The following is a 26,900-nucleotide window of genomic DNA, read 5'->3' as shown; positions in this document are numbered from 1 at the left end:
CACGGTCGGTGCCGCCACGCGTCCGGCGGGCTCGAACCCCGCGATTTCCTGACCCCATCCCCTGACCGGAGACCCGCCATGCGGACCCTGACGCTCGCCCTGCTTCTCGGAGCCTTCAACCTCGCCACGCCCCTCGCCGCCCAGGACCTGACGGGTCCCGGTCAGACGCCGCGCCCGACCCTGCTCATGCACGGGCATTATTGCGGCCCCGGCAACGACGGCATGGATGTGGCTCCGATCGACGCGCTGGATGCCGCGTGCCGCAAGCACGATGCCTGCACGCCCGACGGAGGCTTGCCCTCCTGCGGCTGCAACCGCGCCCTCAAGCGCGATGCCGGCCGCGTGGCGGCGAGCCCGCGAGAGCCGCAGGACCTGCGCGCCGTCGCCGGTCTCGTGGCGGGCGCGACCGACCTGATGCTCTGCAGCGACGACGTCGCTGGGCTGCGGCCCTGAGGCCGGACGCGCTCCGCGCCGGGGCGCGGAGCGCGGACCGGGCCGCTAGCGGCCGTCGATGCGCTCGCCGAGCAGCGCGATGGCGCGCTGGTAGACGGAGGCGGCGTTCCAACCCTGGATGGCGGCGAAGTTCGGCTCGCCCGGCTGGTAGCCGGCGCCCGCGCGCCAGCCATGGCCCTTGAGGAAGTTCGCGGTGGAGTTGAGGGCGTTGGCCGAGCTGTCGAGGCTGCCGCCGACGCCGTAGTTCAGGACGTTCTTGGGCAGGAACTGGGTGTGGCCGACCTCGCCGTGGGCCGCGCCCCGGGTGCTCGCGGTCAGGACGCCGCGATCCACCAGGGTGAGGGCGGCGTAGAGCTGGTCGGTGAAGTAGGCCGAGCGGCGGCAATCGTAGGCCAGCGTCGCGACCGCCGAGAGCGTGTTCACGTTGCCCTTCACCGCGCCGAAGCCCGTCTCCATGCCCCAGATCGCCAGGAGCGGACCCGGCGGCACGCCGTAGCGCTGCTCGATCGAGTCGAACAGGGCGGCGTTCTGGGCCTTGAGGGCGCGGCCGCGGGACACGATGGTGTTGCCGCCGCGCTTGGCCAGGAACTGGTCCAGCGAGAGCTTGAAGCTCTTCTGGCCGCGATCGGCCGAGATCGTCGCCGTCGAGTAGGACGTGCCCATCAGGGCGGCGAGGCTCGCGGCGCTGGCCCGGCCGCGCGCCTCCTCGGCGAATTCCCGCTTCCAGGCTTCGAAGCCGGCCGCGCTGTTGCCGCATTGCGCCGCGTTCGCCCCGCCCGTCGCACAGACGAGCGCCGCGAAGGCCGCCGCGAGCCACGGCGTCCGATACCCACGTCCGATCATGTCAAAACTCCCTGGCCGTGCGGCGCCGCCCCGGGGCCGCACGGATCGATGGTGACCCCTTGCGCGGAGCAAGGCGGCAAACGCGGCCGTGAGTCGAGCCACATTGCGGCGATTTTGCTTGCGAACCAGGCCACGGACATCACTTCCCCGCGTTTGGTTACGCAGAGATGTCCGAATGCAGCGCCGCGCCGTCGCGTCGACCTCGCCGCCGGGACGGTCCGGACCCTGCAGTTCAGCCCTAGACGAACGTCGAACTGTCCCGGGCCGCATCGATCATGTTCCGCATCAAGACACGCCGTCCTGGTCCGAACCGGCGCCCGCCCCTGGCGCTGGTGCTCGTTTCCTGCGCGACGGCCCTACTTCTGTGGTGGCCGATCTTGGCGCTCAGCGAGACGGCGGTCTGGTTCTGGTGAGGCCGCCGCGCCGTCAGGGGTCGTCCGTGCGGACGCGCAGATAGGCGCCGAGCAGGTAGCCGCTTTGCAGGGCACTGAGATGGGCGAGCAGCACGAGGCCGCCGATGCCGGAGGCGTCGCCCCGGGCGATCCAGACCACGACCGACAGGACGACCACGAGACCAGACAATCCGACGGCCGTCATGACCCGGCTGCAGAAGCCGATCGCGATCCCGCCTACGACCAGTAGCAGCGCGATCAGCATCGGCCGCCTCGCGGGCGATCACGCCGGTACCGGCAACGCATAACGATCCTCCCTCGCCCGATCGTGGACGCGCAGCGCCGGCTTCGCAACGGCCGGTGGGTGCCGCGGCCAGGCCGGCGCGTCCCGATCACGCGGCGGTCCGCGGGGAGCGAGGCGTCGCCAGGGACCGCTTCCGCCCTCCGATCGGCGACGCTAGGCTCCCGACGGAACGAGGAGAGGAGACGACCCGCATGTGGTGCCGCCAGCGACGCTCCGGGGTTTTGCGCGGGCCTGCCGCCGCGATCTCTCTCATGGCCGCCCTGTTCCTGCTTCCGGAGGCGGGCCGTACCGCGTCGGCCGAGACCGCGGCCCCCGCCGCGGGTGCCGCATCCGGGGGCGAGGCGCAACCCCGCGCCTTCGGGCTGTGCACCGGGGCGATCGCCGCCGAAGCGGAGGCGCGTGGCGTTCCTGCGCGGGTGGCGGACGGCTTGCGCGCCCTCTCCCCCGATTCCGAGGTAGCCGCCGCGCCGCAGGCCCAGGCGGAATTCGTGACGCCGATCTGGTCCTACCTCGATGCCAACCTCACCGAGGCGCGGATCGCCGAAGGCCGGCGCAAGCTGGCGGAATGGTCCGCGACCTTCGATGCCATCGAGGCCCGATACGGCGTCGACCGCTTCGTCCTGGCGGCCTTCTGGGGGGTCGAATCGACCTACGGCAGCGTGCTCGAGGATCCCGGGATCGTCCGTCCCGTCCTGCGCGCTCTGGCGACGCTGGCCTGCACCGAGACGGCGCGGGCGCCCTATTGGCGCGCGGAACTGATCGCCGCCCTGGAAATCCAGGCCCAGGACAAGGCGCCCCCCGGGCCGCTCACCGGATCCTGGGCCGGGGCCATGGGCCACACCCAGTTCATGCCGACCGTCTACCAGGCCTATGCGGTGGATTTCGACGGGGACGGCCGGCGCGACATCTGGACCTCGGTGCCGGACGCCCTCGCCTCCACGGCCAACTACCTCGTGGCGATGGGCTGGCGCTCCGGCGCGCGCTGGGGCAGCGAGGCCCGGCTGCCGGAGGGGTTCGACCTCGCCCTGGCCGACGAGACCACGGAGCGCAGCCTCGCGGATTGGCGCGACCGCGGCGTGATCCCGGTCCAGCCGCTCGCGGAGGCGGGCGGCCCGGCGACGCTGGTTCTGCCGGCGGGCGCGCGCGGGCCGGCCTTCCTGCTCCAGCCCAACTTCCGGGTCATCCTGCGCTACAACACCGCCCTCGCCTATGCGCTCAGCGTGGCGCACCTGTCCGACCGCCTGCGCGGCGAGCCGGGCTTCATCCGGGACTGGCCGCGCGACGCGGTGATGCCCAGTACCGGCGACGTCCGGGCGCTGCAGCTGCGCCTCGCCGAGCGCGGGTTTCCGGCCGGCGGCGCCGACGGCAAGATCGGCCCCCGGACGCGGGCGGCGATCCGTGCCTACCAGGCCGCCAACGGCCTGCCCCCCGACGGTTACGCGGATGCCCCGTTGCGGGAGCGGATCCTGGCCTCCCCGTGATCCGGACCGGATTTAGCGGTGGTCGCGCCGGAGGGGCCGCGATAGAGCAGCCCCGGGGAACCGAGGCCGCGCGGCGGCGAGACGGAAGGGCATGAGAGGGAATGAGTCGATCCGCGGCCATGCCCGTTGCGCCCGAGCGAACGCCACCGAGGACCATCGTCACCTACTGGGAAGGGCCGGTGACCTGGCTCGAACGGCTCAGCGCCGCCTCGATCGTCGCGGCCGGACACCCGCTCCACATCTACGCGCACGATGTCGCCGCCCTGCGCGCGCAGGGGCTGCCCGGCTCGGTGATCGATGCCCGCGAGGGGATCGGCCCCAACGTCATGGCGGATCTCTATCGCAGCCGCGGGGTCCTCGCCTTCTACGCCGACTACCTGCGTCTCAGCCTGATTCGCGACGGCAAGGGCATCTGGTCGGACCTCGACTGCGTCTTCCAGCGCCCCCTCGAGACGCCCGCCGGCGCGGCCGAGTACCTGTTCGGCTGGCTCAACGCGAGCCGCCTCAACAACGCAATCCTGTCGGCCCCCCCGGAGTCCGAGCTCGTCACCCGCTACTGGGACGCGATCTCGACGGTGCCGATCCGGGCGCCCTGGGCGACCGGACACATCCGGGTCAAGCGCCGCCTCGAACTGCTGGTCGGCAAGCGCATCCCGTTCCACCCGGAGCGCCTGGCGATCGGCCCGCGCGCCCTCACCTACTTCGTGCGCAAGCTCCGCCTGGAGGGCCATGCCCGGGCGCGGGCGGTGTTCTATCCCCTCGGCGACGACGACGCCCACCTCCTGACCGAGGCGGACGACCGGGCGGCGCGCACGCTCATCGGGCCCGAGACGGTTTCGGTGCATGCCTGGCGCGGCAAGCTCTGGTCGATCGGCCGGGACGCTCCCCCGCCGCCCACCTCCTGGCTCGGCCAGCAGGCCCGGAGCCTCGGCCTCTGACCGGCCGGACACGCGATCCCTGGAGATGTCGATGCGTCGGGTCCTGTTCATCTGCGCGACGCCGGTGGCCTTCGGCCTCGACACGCCGCCCGCGATCGGCCTCGGCGGGATCGAGAGCACGAACATCGCCCTGTCCCGCGCCCTGGCTCGACGGGGCTGGGCGGTGACCCTGGCCACCCGCCGGAGCGGGACGGTGGAGCGGGACGGCGTCCGCAACATCCCCCTCGGCGAGGCGGCGACCTGCGAGGCCGACGCGGTGGTCACCAGCAACGACCCCCGCCCGCTCCGCGCCCATCCGGGCCGGCGCGGCATCGTCTGGGTCCACAATCCGCTGAACGTCGAGAAGTCCGTGCGGAAGGGCTACCTCCTGCCCTTCCTGTCCCTGCGGCCGGAGGCCGTCTTCGTCGGCACCCTCGCGGCGCGGAACATGTCGCCGCTCTATCCCTTCCGGCGCCGCCACGTCGTCCCGCACGGCGTCTCGCCCGTCTTCCTGACGCCCGAGCCGACGCGGGGCCGGAGCCGGGATTTCGTCTACGCCTCCCAGCCCCAGCGCGGCCTCGACCGGATGCTGCGGCTCTGGCGCAGCGCCGCGCCCCTGATCGCGTCGGGCGCGAAGCTCCACGTCTTCGGATCCGAACAGCCCGACTCGCCCGACGATCGCGGACCGGTGGTGTTCCACCCCCGCCGTGGGGCCGCCGCCCTGGCGGCGTTCTACGGCACCGCACGCGCCATGGTCTGCCCCGGTTCCCCCGACGAGACCTTCTGCCTCGCGGCGGCGGAGGCCCAGGCCATGGGGCTGCCGGTGGTGACCGCCGGTATCGGCGCCCTCGCCGAGCGGGTGCAGCACGGCGTGAACGGCTGGATCGCCGGGACGGATGCGGCCTTCGCCGAGGCCGTCGTGAGCCTCGCCACCCAGGACGACCTCTGGTCGGAGCTCAGCGCCGGCGCGCTCCTCCAGCGCCGGGCCCTGACCTGGGAGCGGGCGGCGATCCTGTGGGAGGCGGTCCTCCGGGGGGCGTCCCAGGAGGGGGCCCGACGCGCGCCGGCCGGGTGACAGATCCGGGTCGGCGACACGCCTCCGCCCTGGCGCGACTGGACGCCTCGCCGCCGGGCGCGAATACTGTGTGCAAGATCGGATCGGCAACAGCCGATCATCAAGAGACGGTCGCCAAGGCCGGACGACATCGGGAGGAAAGCATGAGGCTTCGGCTTGGTCTGGCCGCGCTCGCGGTCGCGTGGTCGGGTGTGGCGTGTGCGGATCCGCTGACCTTCCAGGTCGATCCGGCCTGGCCGAAACCGCTGCCCCATCAGTGGATCATGGGTCAGGCCTCGGGCGTCGCCGTGGACGCGCAGGACAACATCTGGGTGGTACAGCGCCCGCGCACCCTCACCGATGACGAGAAGGCCGCAAGCCTCTCGCCGCCCCGCACCAAGTGCTGCCGCCCCGCGCCCCCCGTACTGGTGTTCGACCAGGCCGGCACCCTGATCCGCAGCTGGGGCGGCCCCGGCGAGGGCTACGACTGGCCGCAGAACGAGCACGGCATCCACATCGACCACAAGGGCTTCGTCTGGCTTGCCGGGAACGGCGACACGGACGGGCAGATCCTGAAATTCACCACCGAGGGCCGGTTCGTCCTGCAGATCGGCAAGCAGGGCCCGCAGACCAACAGCCTCGACACCTCGCGGCTCGGCAAGCCGGCCGCGATGCAGGTCGATCCCGAGACCAACGAGCTCTACGTCGCCGACGGCTACTTCAACCATCGGATCATCGTATTCGATGCCGAGACCGGCGCGTTCAAGCGGATGTGGGGCGCCTACGGCAAGCCGCCCACGGACGAGACCCTGCCGGCCTACGACCCGGTCGCGGCTCCGGCCCAGCAGTTCCGCAATCCCGTCCACTGCGTGCAGATCGCCCGCGACGGCCTGGTCTACGTCTGCGACCGCACCAACGACCGGGTCCAGGTCTTCCGCCGCGACGGCACCTTCGTGAAGGAGTTCTTCGTCGAGGCGAACACCCGCGCCAACGGCTCCGTCTGGGAGCTGGCGCTCTGGCCCGACGCCGAGCAGAGCTACCTCGTGAACGCGGACGGGGCCAACAACGAGGTCCGCACCCTGAGCCGCGAGACCGGCGAGGTGCTCGGCGCCTTCGGCCGCAACGGCCGGATGGCGGGCGACTTCCACTGGGTCCACAACCTTGCGGTGGACAGCCACGGCAACGTCTTCACCACCGAGGTCGACACCGGCAAGCGCGCCCAGAAGTTCCTGTTCCGGGGTGACCTGATCCTGCGCAAGCGCGCCGCCCTGCCCTGACCCCTCGAACCCGATGCGTTCGATCCCTCGGGGTGGCGGATTCGGGCTTCGCTCGAGCGTCGCGCGGGCTTGCCGATCCGGTCTCCGCTCTGATCGAGCAAAGCCCGTATCCGCCCCTGGTTCCGCCGGACCCGGCCGCCACCGTCGCCCGAAGGCGTTCGGCCGGCGGGCTCCGGGTGCGGCGCTCGGCATCACCCGATGCCGCATCGGCATTGGCTTCGGGGCCCTGGATCGGGTTCAGTCCCGCACCGCGTTTCCCGTTTGAACCCAGTCCCGCCGGAGCCCGAGAGCCGATCGATGCAGGCCCGCACCCTCTACGACAAGCTGGTGGACGCCCACACCGTGCGCCGTCTGGACGACGCCGAAGGCCCCGGGGCCAGCGTCCTGCTCTACGTCGACCGCACGGTGCTCAACGAGTACACCAGCCCACAGGCCTTCAGCGGCCTGCGGGCCGCCGGGCGCCGGGTCTGGCGGCCGGACGCCGCCCTGGCGGTGGTCGATCACGTCAATCCCACGGCGGCGGAGCGCGTCGCCGCCATGCCCGATCCCGGCGGGGCGCGGCAGGTCGCGTATTTCGACGAGAACTGCCGGGATTTCGGGATCGAGCTCCTCGACGTGCTGCACCCGCTCCAGGGCATCGAGCACGTGGTCGCCCCCGAGCAGGGCTTCGTCCTGCCGGGCATGATCGTGGCGGCGGGCGACAGCCACACCACCACCTACGGGGCGTTGGGCGCCCTCGGCTTCGGCATCGGCACCTCGGACATCGAGCACTACCTCGCCACCCAGACCCTGGTGTACCGCCGGATGAAGACCCTGCGGGTCACGGTCTCGGGCACCCTGGCGCCGGGCGTCACCGCCAAGGACGTGGTCATGGCCCTGATCCGCCGCATCGGCGCCGACGGGGCGACGGGCTACGCCGTCGAGTTCGCCGGCCCCACCGTGGAGGCCCTGTCCGTCGAGGGCCGCATGACGATCTGCAACATGGCCGTCGAGTGCGGCGCCCGCGGCGTCGTCATGGCCCCCGACCGGACCGTGCTGGACTACTTGGCGGACAAGCCCCGCGCGCCGAAGGGCGCCCTCTGGGAGGCCGCCGCGGCCCATTGGCCGAGCTTGCGCAGCGACGACGGGGCCGTGTTCGACCGCGAGGTCGCCCTCGACGCCGCCGCGATCGAGCCGATGGTGACCTGGGGGACCAGCCCGGACCAGGCGGGCCCGGTCAACGCCCGCGTGCCCGATCCGGCGGCCGAGCCCGATCCGGCCCGTCGCCGGGACATGGTCCGGGCACTGTCCTACATGGACCTCGTCCCGGGCACGCCCCTCGAGGCCATCCCGATCCAGCGCGCCTTCATCGGCTCCTGCACCAACGCCCGGCTCTCCGACCTGCGCGAGGCCGCCGCCCTCGTGCGCGGCCGGCGGGTCGCGCACGGCGTCCAGGCCATGGTGGTGCCCGGCTCCTCCAGCGTGCGCCGGGCGGCCGAAGCGGAGGGGCTCGACCGGGTCTTCCGCGATGCCGGCTTCGAGTGGCGCCAATCGGGCTGCTCGATGTGCCTGGCCATGAACGACGACGTGCTGGCGCCGGGCGAGCGCTGCGCCTCCAGCACCAACCGCAACTTCGAGGGCCGTCAGGGTGTGGGCGCGCGCACCCACCTGATGAGCCCCGCCATGGTGGCGGCCGCGGCCATTGCCGGCCACCTCACCGACAGCCGCCGCTTCGCGCCGGAAAACCGCCTCGCGCCGGAGACCTGACCATGCAGCCGTTCACGATCGTCGCGGGCCCGGCCGCCGGCCTGCCCGGGGCCAACATCGACACCGACGTCATCATGCCCAAGCAGTTCCTCAAGGGGATCGACCGCGCGGGCTTGGGGGCGGCCACCTTCCACGACCTGCGCTATGCCGGCCCCGGCCAGCCGCGCCCGGACTTCGTCCTCAACCGGCCCGCATGGCAGGGGGCCTGCATCCTGGTGGTCGGCCCGAATTTCGGCTGCGGCTCGTCGCGCGAGCACGCGGTCTGGGGCCTGCTCCAGGGCGGCATCCGCGCGGTCATCGGCACCAGCTTCGCCGGCATCTTCGCCGACAACGCCGCCAATAACGGCCTGCTGCTGATCGAGCTGGCGCCCGGACCCGTCGCGGAACTGTCGGCCCGGGCCGCAGACCCCGCCCGGAACCATATGACGATCGACCTGCCCGCCCAGACCATCACCACCGCGGACGGCGCGGTGCAGGGCTTCGCCATCCCGGCCCGGCGCAAGGATCACCTCGTCCGGGGCCTCGACGCGATCGGGGCCACCCTCGACCACGCGGAGGCGATCCGGGCGTTCCAGGCCCGGCACCTCGCGGCCCAGCCCTGGCTCGCCTGAGCCGGGCCCGGGTCCGCCGGCGGCTCAGTACACCCGCGTGACCCAGCCGTGGGGATCGGGGGCGTTGCCGCGCTGGATGTCCACGAGGGCCGAGCGCAGGCGCTTCGTCACCGGGCCGGCGACGTTGTCCGAGACCGAGAATTCCCCGTCCGGGCTGCGCACGGTCCCGACCGGGGTGATCACCGCGGCTGTGCCGCAGGCGAAGACCTCGCGCAGGCGTCCGCTGGCGGCGTCCGCCCGCCAGTCGTCGATGGAATAGGGCCGCTCGGCGACGGTGATGCCGTCGGCCTTGGCCAAGGTCAGGATCGAGTCGCGGGTGATGCCTGACAGGATGGTGTCGCTGAGCGGCGGGGTGACCATCGAGCCGTCGTCGAACACGAAGAAGATGTTCATGCCGCCGAGCTCCTCGACCCAGCGGCGCTCGATCGCGTCGAGGAACACCACCTGGGCGCAGCCATGCTCCACCGCTGCCGCCTGGGCGCGCAGGCTGGCCGCGTAATTGCCGCCGCACTTGGCCGCACCGGTGCCGCCGGGGGCGGCGCGGGTCTGGTCCCGCGAGACCCAGACCGTCACGGTCTCGGAGCCGCCCTTGAAGTAGGCGCCCACCGCCGAGGCGATGACGAGGTAGAGGTATTCCGAGGACGGCTTGACCCCGAGGAACACCTCGCTGGCGATCATGAAGGGGCGCAGGTACAGGCTGCCGCCCTCGCTCGACGGGATCCAGTCGCGGTCGGCGCTGACCAGTTGCTTGACGGACTCGACGAAGACGGCGTCGGGCAGCGGCGGCATCGCCAGGCGCTCGGCCGAACGGCGGAAGCGCAGGGCGTTGGCCTCCGGCCGGAACAGGGCGGCGCCGCCGTCGGCGGTGCGGTAGGCCTTCAGCCCCTCGAAGATCTCCTGGGCGTAGTGCAGCACCGCCGCCGCCGGATCGAGGGCGATCGGCGCGCGCGCCTCGACGCGGGCATCGTACCAGCCCCGCCCCTCGACGTAGCGGATCGTCACCATGTGGTCGGTGAACACCCGCCCGAAGCCGGGATCGACGAGGAGCTCGGCCCGGCGCTTCGGCGAGACGGGCGAGGCGTGCGGCTGCGTGGTGAAGGAGAGGTCGTCGGGGGCGCTCATCGTCTGTCCTTACTTACGTCTCGTCGGATCAATCAAGGGCCGGTGCGGCGCGGGCCGCCGGGCGCATCCGGACGACGAGACGTGGGCTGGCGCCCTGATACGACGATGTCCGCTTGCGATCAAACGGATTGCATCCTAATAATGCGCAAACGAAAAGAGAACCGGATCGTCCACCGGTCGGTGTCACAGGAGCCTCACGCGTGCCGCCCCGAAAACCGTCCGCGGATCCGGCGCCGGTCGATGTGCCGCCCGACCGCCGCCTGGACCAGCTCCGCCTCGCCTACACGCACACCCTGCTGCTGACGGGGCGGCACTGGCGCCGCGCAGCCAACGCCGTGATGGAGGCGCACGGCCTCTCGGACGCCACCGCCGTGCCGCTGATCATGATCGCCCGTCTCGACGGCACTCCGCGTCAGAACGCCCTCGCGGAGGCCGTCGGCATCGAGGGCCCGTCGCTGGTCCGTCTCCTCGACCAGCTCTGCGAGGCCGGCCTCGCGCTCCGCCGCGAGGACCCCACCGACCGTCGGGCCAAGGTGCTCAGCCTGACGCCCGCCGGCATGGCCGTGGTCGCCCGCATGGAGGCCGATCTTACCCGCCTGCGCGCCGCGGTCTTCGCCGAGGTCGGCACCGCCGATCTCGAGGCGAGCCTGCGCGTCTTCGCGGCTCTGCAGGCCTCCGCGCCCCGCTGAAGGCCGCGCAACCGGCGTAGGCGTTCGTTCCGCGCCCGGGCTGCTGCCGAACGCCGCGTCCCCGATGACTTGAACGCGCGACGCCGCGCGCTCTTTCGGGCCTATGTCGATCACATCATCCGACCGCCCGGTCTTATATTGTCTTCATTATCTCGGCGGCAGTGCCGGGACTTTCGAGATGGTCGCGCAACACCTCGCGGATGCCGTGACCTGCGTCGCCCTCGACCTGCCGGGCTTCGGCGCGGACGGTGCCGACGCCGGCCGGGACGTCGCCGCGATGGCGGAGGGCGTGGCTGCCCGGATTCGCGCCGACGCGCCAGAACGGTGGATGCTGGCCGGCAACAGCATGGGCGCCAAGGTCGCCCTCGCGGTCGCCCGGCAGGCGGAGGACGGCGCGCCCGGCCTCGAAGGCCTGACCGGCCTCGTGCTCATGGCGGGTTCGTCACCCTCCCCCGAGCCCATGGGCGAGGACAAGCGCGCCGCCATGATCGCCTGGATCGGAGCCGATTCCGAGACCCGGCGGCGGGAGGCCGAGGCCTTCGTCGCCGCGAACATCGCCCGGCCCCTCGACCCGGACCGGATGGCGCGGACGGTGGCGGATGTGCTGCGTGCCAGCCCCGATGCCTGGACGCTCTGGCTCACCGCGGGCAGCCGCGAGGACTGGTGCGCGCGCATCGGCGTGCTGCGCAGCCCGGCGATCCTCCTGGCGGGTGCGGAGGATGCCAATCTCGGCCCCGCCGCCCAGGCCGCGCTGACGGCGCCGCACCTCGCCCATCATCGTCTCGTGTCTCTCGCAGGGACCGGGCACCTCATCCCCCTGGAGCGCCCCGAGGCGGTGGCCGAAGCGGTGCGGAGCCTCGCGGCCGGAGCGGTCTCGAACGAAGCCGAGGCGCCCGCGATCCCGGATTCCTACGCGGCCCTGATCCGGTCCGACCGGGTGAATTCCCGCCTGCGCGCGGCCCTGCTGCAGCGCGCCGAGCCCGACGATCCGGCCTATCAGCCCCGGGCCCTCGATCCGGTCGGCCTCGCCATCCTGCGGGCCGCCTGCGCCCGGGTGCTTCCGCTGGACGGCGCCGGGACCATCGATTTTGCCGCCCGCATCGACGCGCGGCTGGCGAGCGGGGCGGGGGATGGCTGGCGCTTCGCCCGGCTTCCCCCCGACCCGGAAGCCTACCGGCGCGCCCTTCGCACCCTGGACGCTGCCGCCCGCGCCGCCCACGACGCGCCCTTCGTCGCCCTCGGGGCCGAGGCGCAGGACGCGATGCTCGGAAGCCTGGAAGCCGGTGCGGTCTCCGGTGATCTCGATGCGGAGCAGATGGGCTTCTGGTTCGAGGACCTGCGCGCGGACGTGGCCCGCACCTATCTCGCCCACCCCGTCGCCCTCGCCCGCATGAACTTCGGCGGCATCGGCGCCGGCGGCGATACCGACCCCCTGCCCGGCTTCCACGCGGTCGGCATCGGCCAGCGCGAGGCCTGGGAACCGAACGCCCCCCTGGAGACCGCCCGATGAACCTCGATGCGATGCGTCGCTTTGCTACCTCCGAGACCGTCGACGCGGTGGTGATCGGCACCGGCGCCGGCGGCGCGCCCCTGCTGGCGCGCCTCGCTCAGGCCGGCCTCTCCTGCGTCGCCCTGGAAGCCGGACCCAACTTCGATCCGAAGGGATTCGCCTTCGACGAGACCCTGGCCGACGAGATCTACTGGACCGAGGAGCGGATCAGCGGCGGCTCGACGCCCGAGGCCTTCGGCGGCAACAACAGCGGCACCGGTGTCGGCGGTTCCACCCTGCACTGGGGCGCCTTCACGCCCCGGGCCGATGCCCGCGACCTGCGCCTCCACACCGAGACCGGCGAGGGCGTCGACTGGCCCCTCGACTACGCCGAGCTGCTGCCCTTCTACGCGCGCGTCGAGGCCTTCATCGGCGTGTCCGGCCCGGCCTCGTATCCCTGGGACGACGCGCGCACCTACCCGCTCGGCCCCGTCGCCCGCAACGCCCCGGCCCAGGCCATGGCCAGCGCCTGCGCGGCGCTCGGCGTGCGCTACGCCGATGCGCCGGCGGCCGTGGTCTCGCGCGCCTTCGCGCAGGAGCACGGCCCGACCCGGCCCGGCTGCATCAATTGCGGCTACTGCCATCAGGGCTGCCGCACCGGCGCCAAGACCAGCATGGACGTCACCTATCTGCCGCTCGCCGTCCATCACGGCGCCGAGATCCGGGCCGAGGCCCGGGTCCACGGCATCGAGCGCGCGAAGGACGGCCGGGTGACGGCGGTGATCTATCGCCAGGGCGGCGTCGACCATCGTCAGCCCTGCCGCACCGTCTTCCTCTGCGCCGGCTCGGTGGAATCCGCGCGTCTCCTGCTGCATCTCGACCTCGCCAACGGCAGCGGCCAAGTCGGGCGCAACTACATGGGCCACGTCGCCACCCAGGTCTGGGGCACCTTCGAGCCCGAGATGCGCATGAACAAGGGCTACCCGTCCTCGCTCATCACCGAGGACATGATCCGCCCGGCCGATGCGGACTTCGCCGGCGGCTACCTCGTCCAGAGCCTCGGCGTGGTGCCCCTCACCTTCGCCAATTCCCTGGCGCGGGGCCGCAAGCTCTGGGGGCGGGCGCTGGCCGACCAACTGGCCCGCTACAACCACATGGCCGGGATCGGCATCAACGGCGAGACCCTGCCCTGCGACGCCAACGTCCTGACGCTGTCCGACGAGGTCGACGCTCTGGGCATGCGCAAGGCCGCGATCAGCTTCGGCTACAGCCGGAACGAGGAGCGCCTCAACGCTCACGCGACCCGCTTCCTGAATCAGGTCTGGGAGGCGGCCGGGGCCACGGATCTCTGGACCCTGGAGCGCGTCGCCCACACCATCGGCACCTGTCGCATGGGCCGCGACGGCGACACGGCGGTGGTCGACCCCGTCGGCCGCAGCTTCGAGGTCCCGAACCTCTGGATCTGCGACGGCTCGACTTTCCCGAGTTCGCTCGCCGCCAACCCGGCGCTGACGATCATGGCGCTGAGCCTGCGCAGCGCCGAGGCCTTCCTCAAGGCCGGACGCTGAGAGTCGACTCGGCTCAGGCCACCGCTTGAGCCACAATGTCCGGGTAGCGGCCGATCACCCTGACATAGGCGATGGCGAAATCCGGTGCGGTCGCACGTGCCTGTTCCCAGTCGCGTAGGGTGCCGACCGGAACCCGAAATCGGCTCGCGAACTCGGACTGCGACAGACCGAGGCCGGTCCGCGTTCGACGGATGAGCCGCGCGCGCTGGCCTCGGTCCAAGGCCTCGGACGTCGCGTCGAAATCCTGATCGTCGGTCGGATCAGTCGGAAGCGCGATAGGCTCGTTCTTCACCCGTGTTGCTCCTTCTAACCGAAATGAAGCGGGGCTGACCGGACCGGCGGACGAAAACGCCCGTAAAGAGCTTATCGCCGACGATCCCGATCACTTTGAATCGTTCCTCTCCATCGATCTCACGGATGGATGGAACGATCACATGATCGTCGTCCGCGAAAATCCGATCCCCGAGTGCGAGCGAGACCCGGTGTTTCTCCAGGTTGGCTGCGTTCTTGACATGGTCATACCGCTCCCGCGTCATCAGCCGTGAACATACGGAATTTCCGTACGGTCTGTAAAGTCTCTCAGCGGTATTCGCCTGCACAGCCCCTCAATACATCGGCGTCCCGCCCGTGACCGGCACCAGCGCACCGGTCATGTAGCTGCCCTCCCGCGAGGCGAGTAGCACGTAGGCGGGGGCGAGTTCGGCCGGCTGGCCGGCGCGGCCGAGGGGCGTGTCGGCGCCGAGGGAGGCGATCTGCTCGGGGCTCTTCACGATGGGTTGGATCGGGGTCCAGACCGGGCCCGGGGCGACGCAGTTCACCCGGATGCCCTTCGGCGCCAGCAGGTTGGACAGGCCGATGGTCAGGCTCGCGATGGCGCCCTTGGTGGCGGCGTAGACCAGCATGGTCTTGTCGGCGATCTTGGCCTGCTGGCTCGTGGAGTTCACGATCGCCGAGCCCGGCTTCATGTGCGGCACGGCCGCCTGGGCGAGGTAGAGCATCGCGAAGACGTTGGCGCGGAACGATCCCTCGAGGTCTTCCGCCGTCACGTCGTCGAGGTCCTCGTTGACCACCTGCGCGGCGGCGTTGTTCACGAGGATGTCGAGCCCGCCGAGTTCGGACACGGTGCGGGCGACGAGGTCGCGGCAATAGGTCGGGTCGCGCAGGTCGCCGGGCAGGAGCAGGACGCGCCGGCCCGCCTTGCGCACCCATTCGGCGGTGTCCTCGGCATCCGACTGCTCGACCGGCAGGTACGCGATCGCCACGTCGGCGCCCTCGCGGGCATACGCGATGGCCACGGCCCGGCCGATCCCGGAATCGCCGCCGGTCACCAGGGCGACGCGGTCGGTGAGGAGTCCCTTGCCGACGTAGCTCGTCTCGCCGTGGTCGGGGGCCGGACGCATCCGCGAGGTCAGGCCCGGCCGTTCCTGTTGCTGGTCGCCGGGAAAGGGCGGCCGCGGGCCGGCGTCGCGGGGATCGATGGTCATCGGCGTCTGAGGCCTTCCGGGGCTGTCTTCAACAAAAGGGGGCCCACCGGGCAGCGGGCCCCGGGACGATCAGGCGTCCGCGTCGTCGGCCTCGAGAATGGTCTCGAGGTCGCCCGTGAGGGCATCGAGCTGGTCGGGCGTCGCGCGGATCTTGAAGGTGGTTCCGTCCTCGGCCTCGACCGCGATCTCCACGTGATCGTCGACGCGTGCGGCCATGGCCTGCTTCAGGATGTAGGTCGTCACGTCCGGATTGGTCGTGTCCGTGGTCTTGTTCGTGGTCTTGGCCATGCTGCCGTCTCCTGATGGGCTCCCCGGCAACGCGGCAGGGCCCGGGTCGGATCTGCGACCAAAGCTCCCGCCGGGCGCCGCAGCCATCTACAGGCTCAGGCCCGACAGGGTGGCGGCGGCCTGGATCAGGGCCAGATGGGTCAGCCCCTGCGGCAGGTTGCCGAGATAGGTGCCGCTGGCCGGGTCGGCCATCTCCGAATAGGTGCCGGAATTCCGGTCGAGGGCCTTCACCAGCGCCTCGAACGCGGCTTGCGCTTCCGCCGTCTCCCCGAGCAGGGCCCTGGCCTCCACGAGCCAGAAGGTGCAGGCGAGGAAGCAGCCCTCCTCCGCCTCGGCGCCGGTGTAGCGGTAGTGATAGGGGCCGCGTCCGAGCTCCCGGTCGATGGCCCGGCAGGTGGCCGCGAGGCGCTCGGGGTTGCCGAAGCGGAAGCGTACGGCCAGCGTCAGGGAGGCATCGAGCTTCTCCGTGCCGGGATACATGACGTAGGATTGCTTGGCCTCCGACCAGCAGTTCCGGTCGATCCAATCCGCGACGCGGTCGCGGGCCCGGGCCCAGCGCTCGCGGCAGGTGCCCGGTAGGTGGCCGCCATCGGCGAGTTCCACCGCCCGGGCCAGCGCCTGCCAGCAGCTGATCTTGGAGCCGGTGTAGTGCTCGGCCTCCGGCAACTCCCAGATGCCCGCATCCTTGAGCTTCCAGGATTCGGCGCATTGGTCGGCGAGCTGGGCGAGCAGCGTCCCGGTGCGCAGATCGAGCATGTTGCCGTCGGCGACGAAGCGCTCGGCGGTCTCGAAGATGTCGCCGTAGATGCCGTGCTGGTGCTGGCCCGTGGCGGCGTTGCCGGTGCGCACGGGGCGCGAGCCGCGATAGCCCGGCAGGTCGATGTCCCGCTCGCCGGGCACGCAGCCGCCGTCGAGGGTGTAGAGCACCTGCGCGCCGTGCTCGCCGATGTGCCGCATCAGCCAGGACAGGGCCGCGTTGGCCTCGGCCTGGGCACCCAGGCGCAGGAAGGCCTTGATGACGTAGCCGGCATCGCGGATCCAGGCGTAGCGGTAATCGTAGTTCTTGGAGCCGCCGATGCCCTCGGGCAGGGAACTCGTGGCCGCCGCCGCGATGGCGCCGGTGGGCGAGTAGAGCAGCAGCTTCAGCGCGAGGGCGCTGCGCTCGACCTGCTCGGCATAGCGGCCCCGATAGGCGAGACGCTCGGTCCAGTCCCGCCATTCCTGGCACGAGACGTCGATGCGCCCGTCGATCTCGTCGATCGGCGCCACCACCAGGGGCTGGTTCTCGGCGGCCACGATGGCGACGACCTCGCGCTGACCCGCGCGCACCTCGACGGAGCCCGAGATGACGTGGTCGTTCTCCGTCTCGATCCGGATGCCGTCGCTGGTGCGGAACAGGCCCATCATGCCGGCCACGTGGAAGGCGGTGCCGTTGCTGTTGCCCGAGAGATAGGGGGCGGCCGTGTCGCCCCGCGTGCCGAAGACCAGGGCCACCCGGAAGCGCACGTGCCCCTCCAGACCCTCGATCCGGCGCGCGAGTTCCGCCCAAGGCAGGCGCCCGGCGGGGCCGCTGTTCAGGCTCTCGGTGAGGCGCGCGCGTCCGGTCTTCGTGGTGAAGACGGTCTCGTGGACGTTGCTGCCGTCGCGGTAGCCGATCTCGGCGGTGAAGGGCTCCTCCGGCGTGATCGCGAAGTAGCCACCCTCCTCCGGGCTGAGCATGCGGTCGAACAGCGGCGGCGAGTCGAGATTGGGACAGCACCACCAGTCGATGGAGCCGTCGGCCCCCGAGAGTGCCACCGAGCGGCCCTCGCCGATCGCCGCGTAGCCCTCGATCGGGAGAAATCCGTCGGTGCGGCCGACGGCACCGCCCTCGCGGGGGAAAGGCTTCAGCACGGTGCGGGCGACCTCGGGTGGTGAGCGGACGATACCGGCCGGGGCCGGGCGTGGCGCCACGGGCCGTCCGCGCACGTCGCGCGTGTCCGAACCGAGCCGACCGGGATCCTCCGCGGGGGTCTCCTCGAACCCGCGCGGCGGGCGACCGTTCCGGTCCCGGCTTGCTTCATGTTGACACGGCGGCCCGCGGGGCAGGGCGCTCGTGGCCGTGAGGCCCCATCGCCGTGCCCTTCCGCACGGCCAGAATGAACGCTCATTGACCAGTGAATGGACATTCAATACGACGACGGTGTCGGTTGGAGGATGCGATGCAGCGGACGCACGAAGATTTCCCGTTCGAGGCGCTGGTGCGAAAGGCGCGGGCGCTCCTCGCGCCCGAGCACCTGCTGCTCGGGGCCGTGCTGGTGCTCGGCTGGGCCGCGCTCATCGCCTGGACCGGCAACGGCCCGGTCGGCTGGCAGGCCCGCCTCTGCGCCGATGCGGACGCCTCGGTCGCCGCCTGCCGGGTGGTCGCGCCGTCGGCGGACGGACGGGTCTCCTGACCATGGCCTCGCCGGTCGGCACCCTCATCGACGCCCGCGCCAGCCAGGCCGCGCGCCGGGAACAGATCCTCGACGCCGCCTGCGCCTGTTTCGTGCGCAACGGGTTCCACCGCACCACGATGCAGGACCTCGCCCGCGAGGCCGGCATGACGGCGGGCAACTTCTACCACTACTTCCGCTCCAAGGAGGCGCTGGTCCTGGGCCTCGTGGAGCGGGAACGGATCAGCGGCGCCCAGCTGGTGACGCGCCTCCAGCAGGAGGGCGACCGGCGCGGCGCGTTGTTCGGCGTGCTCGGCCAGTATTTCGGCGCCCTGACCCGGGAGGCGGCGGTGCTGCGCCTGGAGATCTGGTCCGAGGGCACCCGCAACCCGGCCATCGCGGCGCTCACGGCGGAGACCGAGGCGGAGGCCCGGGCCTGGTTCGAGGAGACCTTCGCCGACCTCGCCACCGCTCCGGATTGCGATCCCGTCGCCCTCTACGCCCTGCTGGCGCCCCAGTTGAAGGGGATCGTCCTGAGCCGGGCCATCCTTCCCGATTTCGACACGGGTCTCGCCGTTGCGCAGCTCCAGGCCCTGATCGAGGCCGGGCTCGCCGGCCGCGCCCCCCTCCCCGCCGTGGAGCCCCGCCCATGACCGCCGCCCGCCTCGGCCTCGCCCTGCTCGCCCTGGCGCTGCCGGCCTCCGCAGCCCTCGCCGGCCCGGCCAAGCCGCCGGCAGGCTCCACCCAGCCGCCGGCAGGCTCTACCCAGCCGCCGGCCGGCGCGGCCCAGCCGGTCAAGGCCGGCCTCGTGCCGACGATCAGCGTGGTCGGAGCCAGGCGGCGCGAGATCGTCGAGTCGGTGGTCGTCACCGGCACCCTGGTCCCGCGCGACGAGATCCTGGTGACGCCCGAGATCGAGGGCTACCGGGTCACCGAGGTGCTGGTGGAGGAAGGTGCCCGGGTGGCCCGGGGGCAGGTGCTCGCCCGTCTCTCGCGCGACCTCATCGACCGTCAGCTCGCCCAGCAGGCGGCCCTGGTGGAGAAGGCCGAGGCCGCCGTGCCCCAGGCCCAGAGCAGCATCGAGCAGGCGGAGGCCGCCGAGACCGAGGCGCGCCTCGCCTTCGAGCGGGTGCAGCAGCTCCTGAAGACCGGCAACGCCACCGCGGCCGTGATGGAGGGCCGCACCGCCAGCCTGCGCCAGGCCGAGGGCAAGCTCGCCTTCGCCCGCAACGGCCTGCGCATCGCCCGGGCCGACCTCGCCCAGGCCCGGGCCGTGCTGGAGGAACTGAACCTGCGCCTGGCCCGCACGGAGATCCGCGCGCCGGAGGCCGGCATCGTCAGTCGCCGCACCGCCCGGGTGGGCCTGGCCGCCTCCGCCTCGGCCGAGCCCCTGTTCCGCCTGATCGCCCGGGGCGAGATCGAACTCGAGGGCGAGGTCATCGAGACCAAGCTGCCGCAGCTGCGCGAGAACGCCCCGGCCTGGATCGACCTCGGCGACGGTGTCCGCCTGTCGGGCAGCGTGCGGACCGTCTACCCGGAGGTCGACCGGGCGACCCGCCTCGGCAAGGTCCGCGTCCGCCTGGAGCCGGATCCGCGCCTGCGCATCGGCACCTTCGCGCGGGGCGCCGTCGAGCTCGCCCGGACCCGCGGCGTGACCGTGCCGCAGGCCTCCGTGCTCTACGGCGGGGGCAAGCGCAGCTCCGTCCTCGTGGTCGCCGACGACGTGGTCGAGGCCCGCGAGGTCCGCACCGGCCTGTCCGACGACGACGACATCGAGATCCGCGCCGGACTCGCCGACGGCGAGCGCGTGGTGGCCCGCGCCGGCAGCTTCCTGCGCGACGGCGACCGGGTCCGCCCGGTGGCGCTGGCCGTGCCGGAGCCGGCCGTGGCCGCCGCCCCCTCCCCGCGCGAGACCGCCGAGGCCGGGACGCCCTGACCGGGCGCCGCCTCGTCTCCCGATCCGAACCCCCCATCGAGCCGACGCATGCGCCTGAACATCTCCGCCTGGGCGATCCGCCACCCGATCGCGCCGCTCGTGCTGTTCCTGGTGCTGATCGTGCTCGGTCTCGTCAGCTTCCGCAGCCTCGCGGTGACGCGGATGCCCAACGTCGACGTGCCGATCGTCTCGGTGACGATCACGCAGAGCGGGTCGGCCCCCGCCGAGCTGCAGACGCAGGTCACGAAGTGGGTCGAGGATTCCATCGCCGGGGTGCGCGGGGTCAAGCACATCACCTCGGCCATCACCGAGGGCTCCTCCGTCACCACGGTTGAGTTCCGCCTGGAGGTGAACACCGACCGGGCCGTCAACGACGTCAAGGACGCGGTCTCCAAGATCCGCATCAACCTGCCCCGCACCATCGACGAGCCGGTGATCCAGCGCGTCGAGATCACCGGCCTGCCGATCCAGATCTACGGCGTGACGTCGCCCGGCATGACGCCGGCCGAGCTGTCCTGGTTCGTGGAGGACAAGGTCGCCCGCTCGCTCCAGGGCGTGAAGGGCGTCGGCGGCGTCGAGCGCGTCGGCGGCGTCGCCCGCGAGATGCGCGTCACCCTGCTCCCCGACCGCCTGCTGGCGCTGGGCATCACGGCGGCCGACGTGAACCGTCAGCTGCGCCTGACCTCCGCCGACATGGCGGGCGGCCGCGGCGAGGTCGGCGGGCGCGAGCAGTCGATCCGGACGCTGGCCGCCTCGCGCTCGCTGCGCGACCTCAAGGCCACCTCCATCGTGCTCTCCGGGGGCCGCAAGGTCCGCCTCGACGAACTAGCGACGCTGGAGGATGCCATCGAGGAGCCGCGCACCTTCGCGCGCTTCAACGGCGAGCCGGTGGTCGCCTTCGCGGTCTCGCGCGGCTCGGGCGCCAGCGACGCCGAGGTCGCGGCCGGTGTCGAGACGCGCATCGCCGCGTTCAAGACCGCCTATCCCGACATCCGGTTCGAGACCATCGACTCCTCGGTGGCGGCCACCATCGGCTCCTACGATTCGGCGATGCACACCCTGATCGAGGGGGCGGCGCTCGCCGTGCTGGTGGTGTTCCTGTTCCTGCGCGACTGGCGCGCGACGCTGATCGCCGCGATCGCCCTGCCGCTCTCGGTCTTCCCGACCTTCTGGGCGATGGACGCGATGGGCTTCACCCTGAACGGCATCAGCCTGCTCGCCATCACGCTGGTCACCGGCATCCTCGTCGACGACGCCATCGTGGAGATCGAGAACATCGTCCGGCACATGCGGCTCGGCAAATCGCCCTACCGCGCCGCCATCGAGGGCGCCGACGAGATCGGACTCGCGGTCATCGCCATCACGGCGACCCTGATCGCGGTGTTCGCACCGGTCTCCTTCATGGGCGGCATCGCGGGCCGCTACTTCATGCAGTTCGGCCTCACCATCGCGGTCTCGGTGTTCATGTCGCTGCTGGTCGCGCGCCTGATCACCCCGATGCTGGCCGCCTACTTCCTGCGCGACCACGACCACGAGGAGGCGAAGGAGGGCCCGGTGATGCGCGCCTATGGCCGCGTCGTCGGCTGGTCGGTGCGCCACCGCGTCGTCACGCTGATCGTCGGCCTCGCGCTGTTCGCCGGCTCGCTGGCCTCCACCGGCCTCCTGCCCTCGGGGTTCGTGCCGAAGCAGGACAATGCCCGCACGCTGTTCATGGTCGAGCTCGCGCCCGGCGCCCGCCTGCCCGACACCGTCGCGGTCTCGGACCGGGTGGTGGCCCGTATCCGGGCCCTGCCCGAGGTGGTCTCGGTCTTCGTCGACGGCGGCCGCCAGGCCGGCGGCAAGAAGGAGACCAGGCTCGCCACCCTGATCGTCAACCTGACGCCGAAGAATCAGCGCTCCGCCAAGCAGGCCGCCATCGAGACCGAGATCGCCGGCCTGCTCGCCCAGGAACCCGACATCCGCTCCTGGACCCTGCGCGACGGCGGCCAGCGCGACCTCGCTCTCGTGGTCGGCGGACCCGATGTCGACGTGGTCACCGAGGTCGCCGCCCGGCTCCAGCGCGACATGGCGGCGATCCCCCACCTGGTCTCGGTGATGTCGACGGCCCCCCTCAACCGCACGGAGGTCCGCATCCGGCCGAAGGCTGGGGCGGCGGCCGATCTCGGCGTCTCCACCGACGCCATCGCCGAGACCGTCCGGGTGGGCACCATCGGCGACATCGGGCTGAACCTGGCGAAGTTCAACGCGCCCGACCGGCAGGTGCCGATCCGGGTGCAACTGCCGGAGAGCGCCCGCGGCGCGGTCTCGCGTCTCGAGAACCTCAAGGTGCCGGCCAAGAACGGCGCCGCCGTGCCGCTGGCGGCCGTCGCCGACATCGAGCTCGACCAGGGGCCCGGCGCCATCGAGCGCTACGACCGCGTGGTGCGCGTGGCCGTGGAGGCCAACATGGAGGGCTCCGACGCCCTCGGCTCCCTCATCGCCCAGGCGCTGGAGACCCCCACGGCCAAGACCCTGCCGCCGGGCGTCACCATCCGGCAGACCGGCGACGCCGAGATCATGGGCGAGGTGTTCTCGGGCTTCCTCATGGCGATGGGGGCCGGGATCATGATGGTCTACGCGGTGCTCGTGCTGCTGTTCGGCTCGTTCCTGCAGCCGCTGACCATCCTGTTCTCGCTGCCCCTCTCCATCGGCGGCGCGATCCTCGGCCTGCTGATCCTGAACATGCCGATCTCGATGCCGGTGGTGATCGGCATCCTGATGCTGATGGGGCTGGTGACGAAGAACGCCATCATGCTGGTGGACTTCGCCGTGGAGGAGATGGCCCGCGGCGTCGACAGGGTCACCGCCATCGTGGATGCGGGCCGCAAGCGCGCCCGGCCCATCGTGATGACCACCATCGCCATGGCGGCCGGCATGGTGCCCTCCGCCATGGCGCTGGGCATCGGCGGCGAGTTCCGCGCGCCGATGGCGGTGGCGGTGATCTCGGGCCTGATCGTCTCGACCCTGCTCTCGCTGGTCTTCGTGCCGGCGGTGTTCCTGCTCATGGACAGCCTCGGCGCCGTCCTCGGCCGGCTCCTCGGCCGCTTCGTCGGCGCGACGGACGAGGCGCCCCTCCCCGTCCCCCACGCCTGAGGTCACGCGGGGCGCCCCCGGGCTAGGGGCGCCCGCGACGGATCAGTCGATCCGGTCGCTGCGGCGCAGCTGGGCCGGCAGGGCGAACAGGCTGATGGCGGCGGCCGCGAGGCAGAGCCCGGCGATCACCCAGATGGCCGGGGTGGTCGATCCGGTCAGGTCCTTGACCCAGCCCACCATGACCGGGCTGACGATGCCGCCGAACTGCCCGAGGGTGTTGATCAGGGCGATGCCGCCGGCGGCGCCGACCCCGGTGACGAGCTTCGGCGGCAGGGTCCAGAAGGTCGGGATCGAGGCGACGATCCCGGTGCCGACGAGGCAGAGGGCCAGCATCAGCGGCACGATCTGCCGGTCGAACAGGCCGGCGGCGAAGAAGCCCAGGGCCGCCGCGATGGCGAGGCCGGCCACGAATTTCGGTCGGTTCCCGGAGGCGTCGGACAGCCGCCCGATCACCACCATGCTGATCGCCCCGCAGATGTAGGGCAGCGCCGCCAGGAGCCCGACCAGGCCGGTGCTGGCACCGCTCGCCGTCCGGATCAGGTCCGGCCCCCAGAAGTTCAGGCCGTAGGAGCCGATCTGGAGCAGGAAGTAGATCAGCCCGACCTTGAGGAAGCCGGGGCTGCGGATGGCGCCCAGGAGCGAGTGGTCGCCGATCCCGCGGTTGGCCTCGGCGATCTGGCTCGCCACCAGGCTCTTCTCGGAGTCGGTGAGCCAGCGGGCATCGGTGACGCGGTCGTCGAAGCGGCGCATCACCAGGGCGCCAAGGAGCAGGCAGGGCAGGCCGCCGGCAAGGAACAGCCACTGCCATCCGGCCAGTCCCGCGACGCCGTTGAGCGAACTCAGGATCAGCCCCGAGACCGGGGCGCCGACGATGCCCGAGAAGGCCGAGGCCACGAACAGCATCGAGGTGATGCGCCCGCGGCGCGAGGCCGGAAACCATAGGGTCAGGTAGTAGAGGATGCCGGGGGCGAAGCCCGCCTCCATGGCGCCGATGAGGAAGCGCAGGGCGTAGAAGTGCCATTCCTGGGTGATGAACACCATGGCGGCGGTGGCGAGCCCCCAGGAGATCATGATCCGGGCGATCCAGCGCCGGGCGCCGACCCGGTACAGGATCAGGTTCGAGGGCACCTCGAAGATGACGTAGCCGACCACGAACAGGCTCGCGCCGAGGCCGTAGGCGGTGTTGCTAAAGCCGAGGTCGCTCTGGAGCTGGAACTTGGCGAAGCTGATGTTGATGCGGTCGAAGAAGGCGAACAGGTAGCAGACCATGATCAGCGGCATCAGCCGCCAGGCGATCTTCCGGTAGGTGGCGGCTTCGCGGGTCTCTGCGGGCGCGCCGAGGGCGGCCGGAGCGGCGAGGGTCATGGTGTCTCTCCCTGGAGGCGTCTCGATGGCGCGCCGCCCTTATCCGGGCGGTCTTGCGGGTTCTGCCGATCTTGCGTGTTGGGCTTGTCTTGCGTCGAACCCCCGCCTCAGGCCGCGATCCCGGGCGGCGGCGGGTGGAGGTCGCCGGGGCGCCCGGCCTGGGCCACCTGCCCCGGGACGGGATGGCCGACGAGGGCCGGCAGCCCGCGCGACAGGGCGATCAGCCCGTCGAGGTCGAGGCCGGTGGGGATGCCCATCTCGTGGGCCATGCTCACGAGGTCTTCGGTGCAGATGTTGCCGGTGGCCCCCGGGGCGAAGGGGCAGCCGCCGAGGCCGCCGAGGGCCGCGTCGAAGCGCAGGGCGCCGACCGCCCGCGCCGCCAGCACGTTGGCGAGGCCGAGGCCGCGGGTGTTGTGGAAGTGGAGCGTCAGCGCCTCGGCCGGGACGAGCCGGAGGGCGGGGGCCACGAGGTCGCCGACCTGGCGCGGGTTGGCCATGCCGGTGGTGTCGGCCAGCGTGATGCCGTCGATCCCGAGGGCGCGGTAGCGCGCGACGATGTCGAGGACCCGCTCCGCCGGCTGGCCGCCCTCGAAGGGGCAGCCGAAGGCGGTGGCCACCGTCGCGTTGAGGCGCACGCCGGTGCCGCGCGCCGCCGCGACGATCCGCGCGAAGGCGTCGAGGGAGGCCTCGCGGGTCAGGCCCATATTGGCGCGGTTGTGGGTCTCGCTCGCCGACATGACGAGGTTGAGCTCGTCGGCGCGGGCCGCGAGCGCCCGTTCGGCGCCCTTCAGGTTCGGCACCAGGGCGACGTAGAGCGTGCCCGGGCGCCGGGTGATCCGGGCCAGCACCTCGGCGGCGTCGCGCAAGGCGGGAACCGCCTTGGGCGAGACGAACGAGGTCGCCTCGATCCGGCTGAAGCCCGCCGCCGAGAGGGCGTCGATCAGCGCGACCTTGTCGGCGGTCTCGACGAAGGCGGGCTCGATCTGCAGGCCGTCGCGGGGCGCGACCTCCTGGACGATCAGGGGCGTCTCGTCGCCCGGGCTTCCCGTCCCGCTGCGCCTCAGGCCGCCGCTCACGCCACCGCTCCCGTGGTCCGCAGGGCCGCGATCGCCGCGGCGTCGTAGCCGAGATCCGCCAGCACCGCGTCGGTGTGGGCGCCGAGGGCCGGACCGGACCAGCGCACCTCTCCGGGGGTCTCGGAGAGCTTGGGCACGATGCCGGGCATCTTCACCGCCGTGCCGCCGGGCAGCGCGGTCGGCAGGATCATGTCGCGGGCCTGGTAGTGCGGGTCGGCGACGATGTCGGCCACCGAGTAGATCCGGCCGGCGGGGACCTGCGCCGCCTCCAGGGCCTCCAGCGCATCCGCGATGCTGCGCGCGCCCGACCAGTCCGCGATGGCCGCGTCGAGCCGCGCGGCCTGGGCGGAGCGGCCGTCGTTGCTGCGCAGGGCCGGGTCGTCGGCGAGGTCGGGCCGGCCGATCGCCCGCATCAGGCGCCGGAAGATCGGGTCGCTGTTGCCCGCGATGACGACGTAGCCGCCATCCTGGGTCGGGTAGGTGTTCGAGGGCGTGATGCCCGGCAGGGCGCCGCCCGTCCGGGTGCGGACCTCGCCGAGGAGGTCGTATTCCGGGACGAGGCTCTCCATCACGTTGAAGACGCTCTCCACCAGCGAGACGTCGATGACCTGGCCCTTGCCGCCGGCGGTCTTGACGTGGAGGAGCGACATCAGCGCGCCGATGACCCCGTGCAGGGAGGCCAGGGTGTCGCCGATGCTGACGCCGACGCGGGCGGGCGGGCTGTCCGGATGGCCGGTGGTGAAGCGCAGGCCGCCCATCGCCTCGCCGATGGCGCCGAAGCCCGGCCGGTCGCGGTAGGGACCGGTCTGGCCGTAGCCGGAGATCCGGACCATGACGAGGTTGGGGTTGAGGGCGGAGAGGTCCGCCCAGCCCAGCCCGAGCTTCTCCAGGCCCCCGGGGCGGAAATTCTCGATGACCACGTCGGCGCTGGTGGCGAGCGCCCGCACCACCGCGGCGCCCTCCGGCGCCTTCAGGTCGATGGCGATGGACTTCTTGTTGCGGGACTGGAGGTACCACCAGAGGGAGGTGCCCGCGTGCAGCTTGCGCCACTTGCGAAGGGGATCGCCCTCCCCCGGTGCCTCGACCTTGATCACCTCGGCACCGAACTCCGCCATCAGGCGGGCGGCGAAGGGGGCGGCGATGAGCTGTCCGAGTTCGAGAACGCGGATTCCGGCGAGCGGTCCGGCCATGAACGGTTCCTCCGGTGGTCTGTCGGCGACGGTCTTCTCGAATCGTCTTCCTGCCCATCGATAGCCGCG

The 26,900-nt window shown here is 72.0% G+C and carries 25 protein-coding genes; 14 read left to right on the top strand and 11 right to left on the bottom strand.

Features of this window, described 5'->3' with window-relative positions:
* The first annotated feature begins 78 nt into the window (after positions 1-78).
* Entirely contained in the window at positions 79-453 is a 375-nt protein-coding gene (locus ASF41_RS13240; protein WP_056493879.1) for a hypothetical protein, read from the top strand.
* A gap of 45 nt (positions 454-498) precedes the next feature.
* On the opposite strand, the gene ASF41_RS13235 is transcribed toward ASF41_RS13240, so the two are convergent.
* Positions 499-1,296, bottom strand: coding sequence for a lytic transglycosylase domain-containing protein (locus ASF41_RS13235; RefSeq protein ID WP_056348982.1), 798 nt, complete (start codon positions 1,294-1,296; stop codon positions 499-501).
* A 426-nt stretch (positions 1,297-1,722) separates the two neighbouring features.
* The gene (locus tag ASF41_RS13230; RefSeq protein WP_056493876.1) at positions 1,723-1,953 is read right to left on the bottom strand and encodes a hypothetical protein; all 231 of its coding nucleotides are present in this window, start codon (positions 1,951-1,953) and stop codon (positions 1,723-1,725) included.
* Between the two features lie 290 nt (positions 1,954-2,243).
* On the opposite strand from ASF41_RS13230, the gene ASF41_RS13225 reads away from it, so the two are divergent.
* The 6 genes from ASF41_RS13225 (at position 2,244) to leuD (ending at position 9,078) form a co-directional block, all read left to right on the top strand.
* On the top strand, positions 2,244-3,473 hold the full coding sequence (locus ASF41_RS13225) for a lytic murein transglycosylase (protein ID WP_056379219.1): 1,230 nt from the start codon (positions 2,244-2,246) through the stop codon (positions 3,471-3,473).
* A 101-nt stretch (positions 3,474-3,574) separates the two neighbouring features.
* Positions 3,575-4,411, top strand: coding sequence for a hypothetical protein (locus ASF41_RS13220; protein WP_156394144.1), 837 nt, complete (start codon positions 3,575-3,577; stop codon positions 4,409-4,411).
* A 31-nt stretch (positions 4,412-4,442) separates the two neighbouring features.
* Complete coding sequence (locus ASF41_RS13215) at positions 4,443-5,465, top strand: glycosyltransferase family 4 protein (protein WP_162242116.1); 1,023 nt, start codon at positions 4,443-4,445, stop codon at positions 5,463-5,465.
* A 143-nt stretch (positions 5,466-5,608) separates the two neighbouring features.
* Entirely contained in the window at positions 5,609-6,721 is a 1,113-nt protein-coding gene (locus ASF41_RS13210) for a hypothetical protein (protein WP_056493873.1), read from the top strand.
* A 297-nt stretch (positions 6,722-7,018) separates the two neighbouring features.
* On the top strand, positions 7,019-8,467 hold the full coding sequence (leuC, locus tag ASF41_RS13205; RefSeq protein WP_056493871.1) for a 3-isopropylmalate dehydratase large subunit: 1,449 nt from the start codon (positions 7,019-7,021) through the stop codon (positions 8,465-8,467).
* Between the two features lie 2 nt (positions 8,468-8,469).
* Positions 8,470-9,078: a 3-isopropylmalate dehydratase small subunit gene (gene leuD / locus ASF41_RS13200; RefSeq protein WP_056215506.1), complete on the top strand. Its 609-nt coding sequence runs from the start codon at positions 8,470-8,472 to the stop codon at positions 9,076-9,078.
* 24 nt (positions 9,079-9,102) lie between these two features.
* On the opposite strand, the gene ASF41_RS13195 is transcribed toward leuD, so the two are convergent.
* Positions 9,103-10,200: a branched-chain amino acid aminotransferase gene (locus ASF41_RS13195; protein ID WP_056493869.1), complete on the bottom strand. Its 1,098-nt coding sequence runs from the start codon at positions 10,198-10,200 to the stop codon at positions 9,103-9,105.
* 242 nt (positions 10,201-10,442) lie between these two features.
* On the opposite strand from ASF41_RS13195, the gene ASF41_RS13190 reads away from it, so the two are divergent.
* From ASF41_RS13190 to ASF41_RS13180, 3 genes are all read left to right on the top strand, one after another.
* Positions 10,443-10,889 carry a MarR family winged helix-turn-helix transcriptional regulator gene (locus tag ASF41_RS13190; RefSeq protein WP_407067289.1) on the top strand — a complete coding sequence of 149 codons (447 nt, stop codon included), beginning with the start codon at positions 10,443-10,445 and terminating at the stop codon, positions 10,887-10,889.
* Between the two features lie 103 nt (positions 10,890-10,992).
* Entirely contained in the window at positions 10,993-12,399 is a 1,407-nt protein-coding gene (locus ASF41_RS13185; protein ID WP_056493866.1) for an alpha/beta hydrolase, read from the top strand.
* Positions 12,396-13,946, top strand: coding sequence for a GMC family oxidoreductase (locus ASF41_RS13180; protein WP_056379238.1), 1,551 nt, complete (start codon positions 12,396-12,398; stop codon positions 13,944-13,946). The genes ASF41_RS13185 and ASF41_RS13180 overlap by 4 nt, the downstream gene beginning before the upstream one ends.
* Before the next feature lie 13 nt (positions 13,947-13,959).
* Here the strand turns inward: ASF41_RS13180 and ASF41_RS13175 are convergent, their stop codons facing one another.
* The 5 genes from ASF41_RS13175 to ASF41_RS13160 all read right to left on the bottom strand — a co-directional run bounded on the left by ASF41_RS13175 (position 13,960) and on the right by ASF41_RS13160 (position 17,686).
* Complete coding sequence (locus tag ASF41_RS13175; protein ID WP_056215521.1) at positions 13,960-14,238, bottom strand: DNA-binding transcriptional regulator; 279 nt, start codon at positions 14,236-14,238, stop codon at positions 13,960-13,962.
* Entirely contained in the window at positions 14,207-14,482 is a 276-nt protein-coding gene (locus ASF41_RS23800) for a BrnT family toxin (RefSeq protein ID WP_082504379.1), read from the bottom strand. Before ASF41_RS23800 ends, ASF41_RS13175 begins: the two co-directional genes overlap by 32 nt.
* A gap of 69 nt (positions 14,483-14,551) precedes the next feature.
* Complete coding sequence (locus tag ASF41_RS13170) at positions 14,552-15,430, bottom strand: SDR family oxidoreductase (RefSeq protein ID WP_056493863.1); 879 nt, start codon at positions 15,428-15,430, stop codon at positions 14,552-14,554.
* Between the two features lie 69 nt (positions 15,431-15,499).
* Entirely contained in the window at positions 15,500-15,718 is a 219-nt protein-coding gene (locus tag ASF41_RS13165) for a hypothetical protein (protein WP_056270138.1), read from the bottom strand.
* A gap of 87 nt (positions 15,719-15,805) precedes the next feature.
* Positions 15,806-17,686, bottom strand: a complete 1,881-nt coding sequence (locus ASF41_RS13160) for a glycoside hydrolase family 15 protein (RefSeq protein WP_244479648.1) — start codon at positions 17,684-17,686, stop codon at positions 15,806-15,808.
* Between the two features lie 233 nt (positions 17,687-17,919).
* On the opposite strand from ASF41_RS13160, the gene ASF41_RS13155 reads away from it, so the two are divergent.
* From ASF41_RS13155 to ASF41_RS13140, 4 genes are read left to right on the top strand one after another with little or no spacing between them, the layout of a single operon-like run.
* The gene (locus ASF41_RS13155) at positions 17,920-18,153 is read left to right on the top strand and encodes a hypothetical protein (protein ID WP_056215530.1); all 234 of its coding nucleotides are present in this window, start codon (positions 17,920-17,922) and stop codon (positions 18,151-18,153) included.
* A 2-nt stretch (positions 18,154-18,155) separates the two neighbouring features.
* Positions 18,156-18,785 carry a TetR/AcrR family transcriptional regulator gene (locus ASF41_RS13150; RefSeq protein WP_056215532.1) on the top strand — a complete coding sequence of 210 codons (630 nt, stop codon included), beginning with the start codon at positions 18,156-18,158 and terminating at the stop codon, positions 18,783-18,785.
* Positions 18,782-20,068: an efflux RND transporter periplasmic adaptor subunit gene (locus ASF41_RS13145; RefSeq protein WP_082504376.1), complete on the top strand. Its 1,287-nt coding sequence runs from the start codon at positions 18,782-18,784 to the stop codon at positions 20,066-20,068. Before ASF41_RS13150 ends, ASF41_RS13145 begins: the two co-directional genes overlap by 4 nt.
* A 48-nt stretch (positions 20,069-20,116) precedes the next feature.
* Complete coding sequence (locus ASF41_RS13140; RefSeq protein WP_056493860.1) at positions 20,117-23,200, top strand: efflux RND transporter permease subunit; 3,084 nt, start codon at positions 20,117-20,119, stop codon at positions 23,198-23,200.
* A 42-nt stretch (positions 23,201-23,242) separates the two neighbouring features.
* On the opposite strand, the gene ASF41_RS13135 is transcribed toward ASF41_RS13140, so the two are convergent.
* From ASF41_RS13135 to ASF41_RS13125, 3 genes are all read right to left on the bottom strand, one after another.
* Complete coding sequence (locus ASF41_RS13135) at positions 23,243-24,565, bottom strand: MFS transporter (protein ID WP_056215539.1); 1,323 nt, start codon at positions 24,563-24,565, stop codon at positions 23,243-23,245.
* Between the two features lie 107 nt (positions 24,566-24,672).
* Positions 24,673-25,641, bottom strand: a complete 969-nt coding sequence (locus ASF41_RS13130) for a hydroxymethylglutaryl-CoA lyase (RefSeq protein ID WP_244479647.1) — start codon at positions 25,639-25,641, stop codon at positions 24,673-24,675.
* Complete coding sequence (locus tag ASF41_RS13125; RefSeq protein WP_056493857.1) at positions 25,638-26,831, bottom strand: CaiB/BaiF CoA-transferase family protein; 1,194 nt, start codon at positions 26,829-26,831, stop codon at positions 25,638-25,640. Before ASF41_RS13125 ends, ASF41_RS13130 begins: the two co-directional genes overlap by 4 nt.
* Positions 26,832-26,900 lie beyond the last annotated feature (69 nt).

Source organism: Methylobacterium sp. Leaf111 (assembly GCF_001423285.1).
Lineage (GTDB): Bacteria > Pseudomonadota > Alphaproteobacteria > Rhizobiales > Beijerinckiaceae > Methylobacterium.
Note: the sequence above shows the minus strand (reverse complement) of the source record. Positions and strands in the feature narration are given on the sequence as shown.

Excerpts from the sequence above, each read along its gene's own strand:
- leuD (WP_056215506.1), top strand. The coding sequence starts at position 8,470 with ATGCAGCCGTTCACGATCGTCGCGGGCCCGGCCGCCGGCCTGCCCGGG.
- ASF41_RS13170 (WP_056493863.1), bottom strand. The coding sequence starts at position 15,430 with ATGACCATCGATCCCCGCGACGCCGGCCCGCGGCCGCCCTTTCCCGGC.
- ASF41_RS23800 (WP_082504379.1), bottom strand. The coding sequence starts at position 14,482 with ATGACGCGGGAGCGGTATGACCATGTCAAGAACGCAGCCAACCTGGAG.
- ASF41_RS13135 (WP_056215539.1), bottom strand. The coding sequence starts at position 24,565 with ATGACCCTCGCCGCTCCGGCCGCCCTCGGCGCGCCCGCAGAGACCCGC.
- ASF41_RS13165 (WP_056270138.1), bottom strand. The coding sequence starts at position 15,718 with ATGGCCAAGACCACGAACAAGACCACGGACACGACCAATCCGGACGTG.
- ASF41_RS13185 (WP_056493866.1), top strand. The coding sequence starts at position 10,993 with ATGTCGATCACATCATCCGACCGCCCGGTCTTATATTGTCTTCATTAT.
- ASF41_RS13140 (WP_056493860.1), top strand. The coding sequence starts at position 20,117 with ATGCGCCTGAACATCTCCGCCTGGGCGATCCGCCACCCGATCGCGCCG.
- ASF41_RS13195 (WP_056493869.1), bottom strand. The coding sequence starts at position 10,200 with ATGAGCGCCCCCGACGACCTCTCCTTCACCACGCAGCCGCACGCCTCG.
- ASF41_RS13210 (WP_056493873.1), top strand. The coding sequence starts at position 5,609 with ATGAGGCTTCGGCTTGGTCTGGCCGCGCTCGCGGTCGCGTGGTCGGGT.
- ASF41_RS13215 (WP_162242116.1), top strand. The coding sequence starts at position 4,443 with ATGCGTCGGGTCCTGTTCATCTGCGCGACGCCGGTGGCCTTCGGCCTC.
- ASF41_RS13235 (WP_056348982.1), bottom strand. The coding sequence starts at position 1,296 with ATGATCGGACGTGGGTATCGGACGCCGTGGCTCGCGGCGGCCTTCGCG.
- ASF41_RS13155 (WP_056215530.1), top strand. The coding sequence starts at position 17,920 with ATGCAGCGGACGCACGAAGATTTCCCGTTCGAGGCGCTGGTGCGAAAG.
- ASF41_RS13225 (WP_056379219.1), top strand. The coding sequence starts at position 2,244 with ATGGCCGCCCTGTTCCTGCTTCCGGAGGCGGGCCGTACCGCGTCGGCC.
- ASF41_RS13180 (WP_056379238.1), top strand. The coding sequence starts at position 12,396 with ATGAACCTCGATGCGATGCGTCGCTTTGCTACCTCCGAGACCGTCGAC.
- ASF41_RS13240 (WP_056493879.1), top strand. The coding sequence starts at position 79 with ATGCGGACCCTGACGCTCGCCCTGCTTCTCGGAGCCTTCAACCTCGCC.
- ASF41_RS13220 (WP_156394144.1), top strand. The coding sequence starts at position 3,575 with ATGAGTCGATCCGCGGCCATGCCCGTTGCGCCCGAGCGAACGCCACCG.
- ASF41_RS13150 (WP_056215532.1), top strand. The coding sequence starts at position 18,156 with ATGGCCTCGCCGGTCGGCACCCTCATCGACGCCCGCGCCAGCCAGGCC.
- ASF41_RS13230 (WP_056493876.1), bottom strand. The coding sequence starts at position 1,953 with ATGCTGATCGCGCTGCTACTGGTCGTAGGCGGGATCGCGATCGGCTTC.
- leuC (WP_056493871.1), top strand. The coding sequence starts at position 7,019 with ATGCAGGCCCGCACCCTCTACGACAAGCTGGTGGACGCCCACACCGTG.
- ASF41_RS13125 (WP_056493857.1), bottom strand. The coding sequence starts at position 26,831 with ATGGCCGGACCGCTCGCCGGAATCCGCGTTCTCGAACTCGGACAGCTC.
- ASF41_RS13145 (WP_082504376.1), top strand. The coding sequence starts at position 18,782 with ATGACCGCCGCCCGCCTCGGCCTCGCCCTGCTCGCCCTGGCGCTGCCG.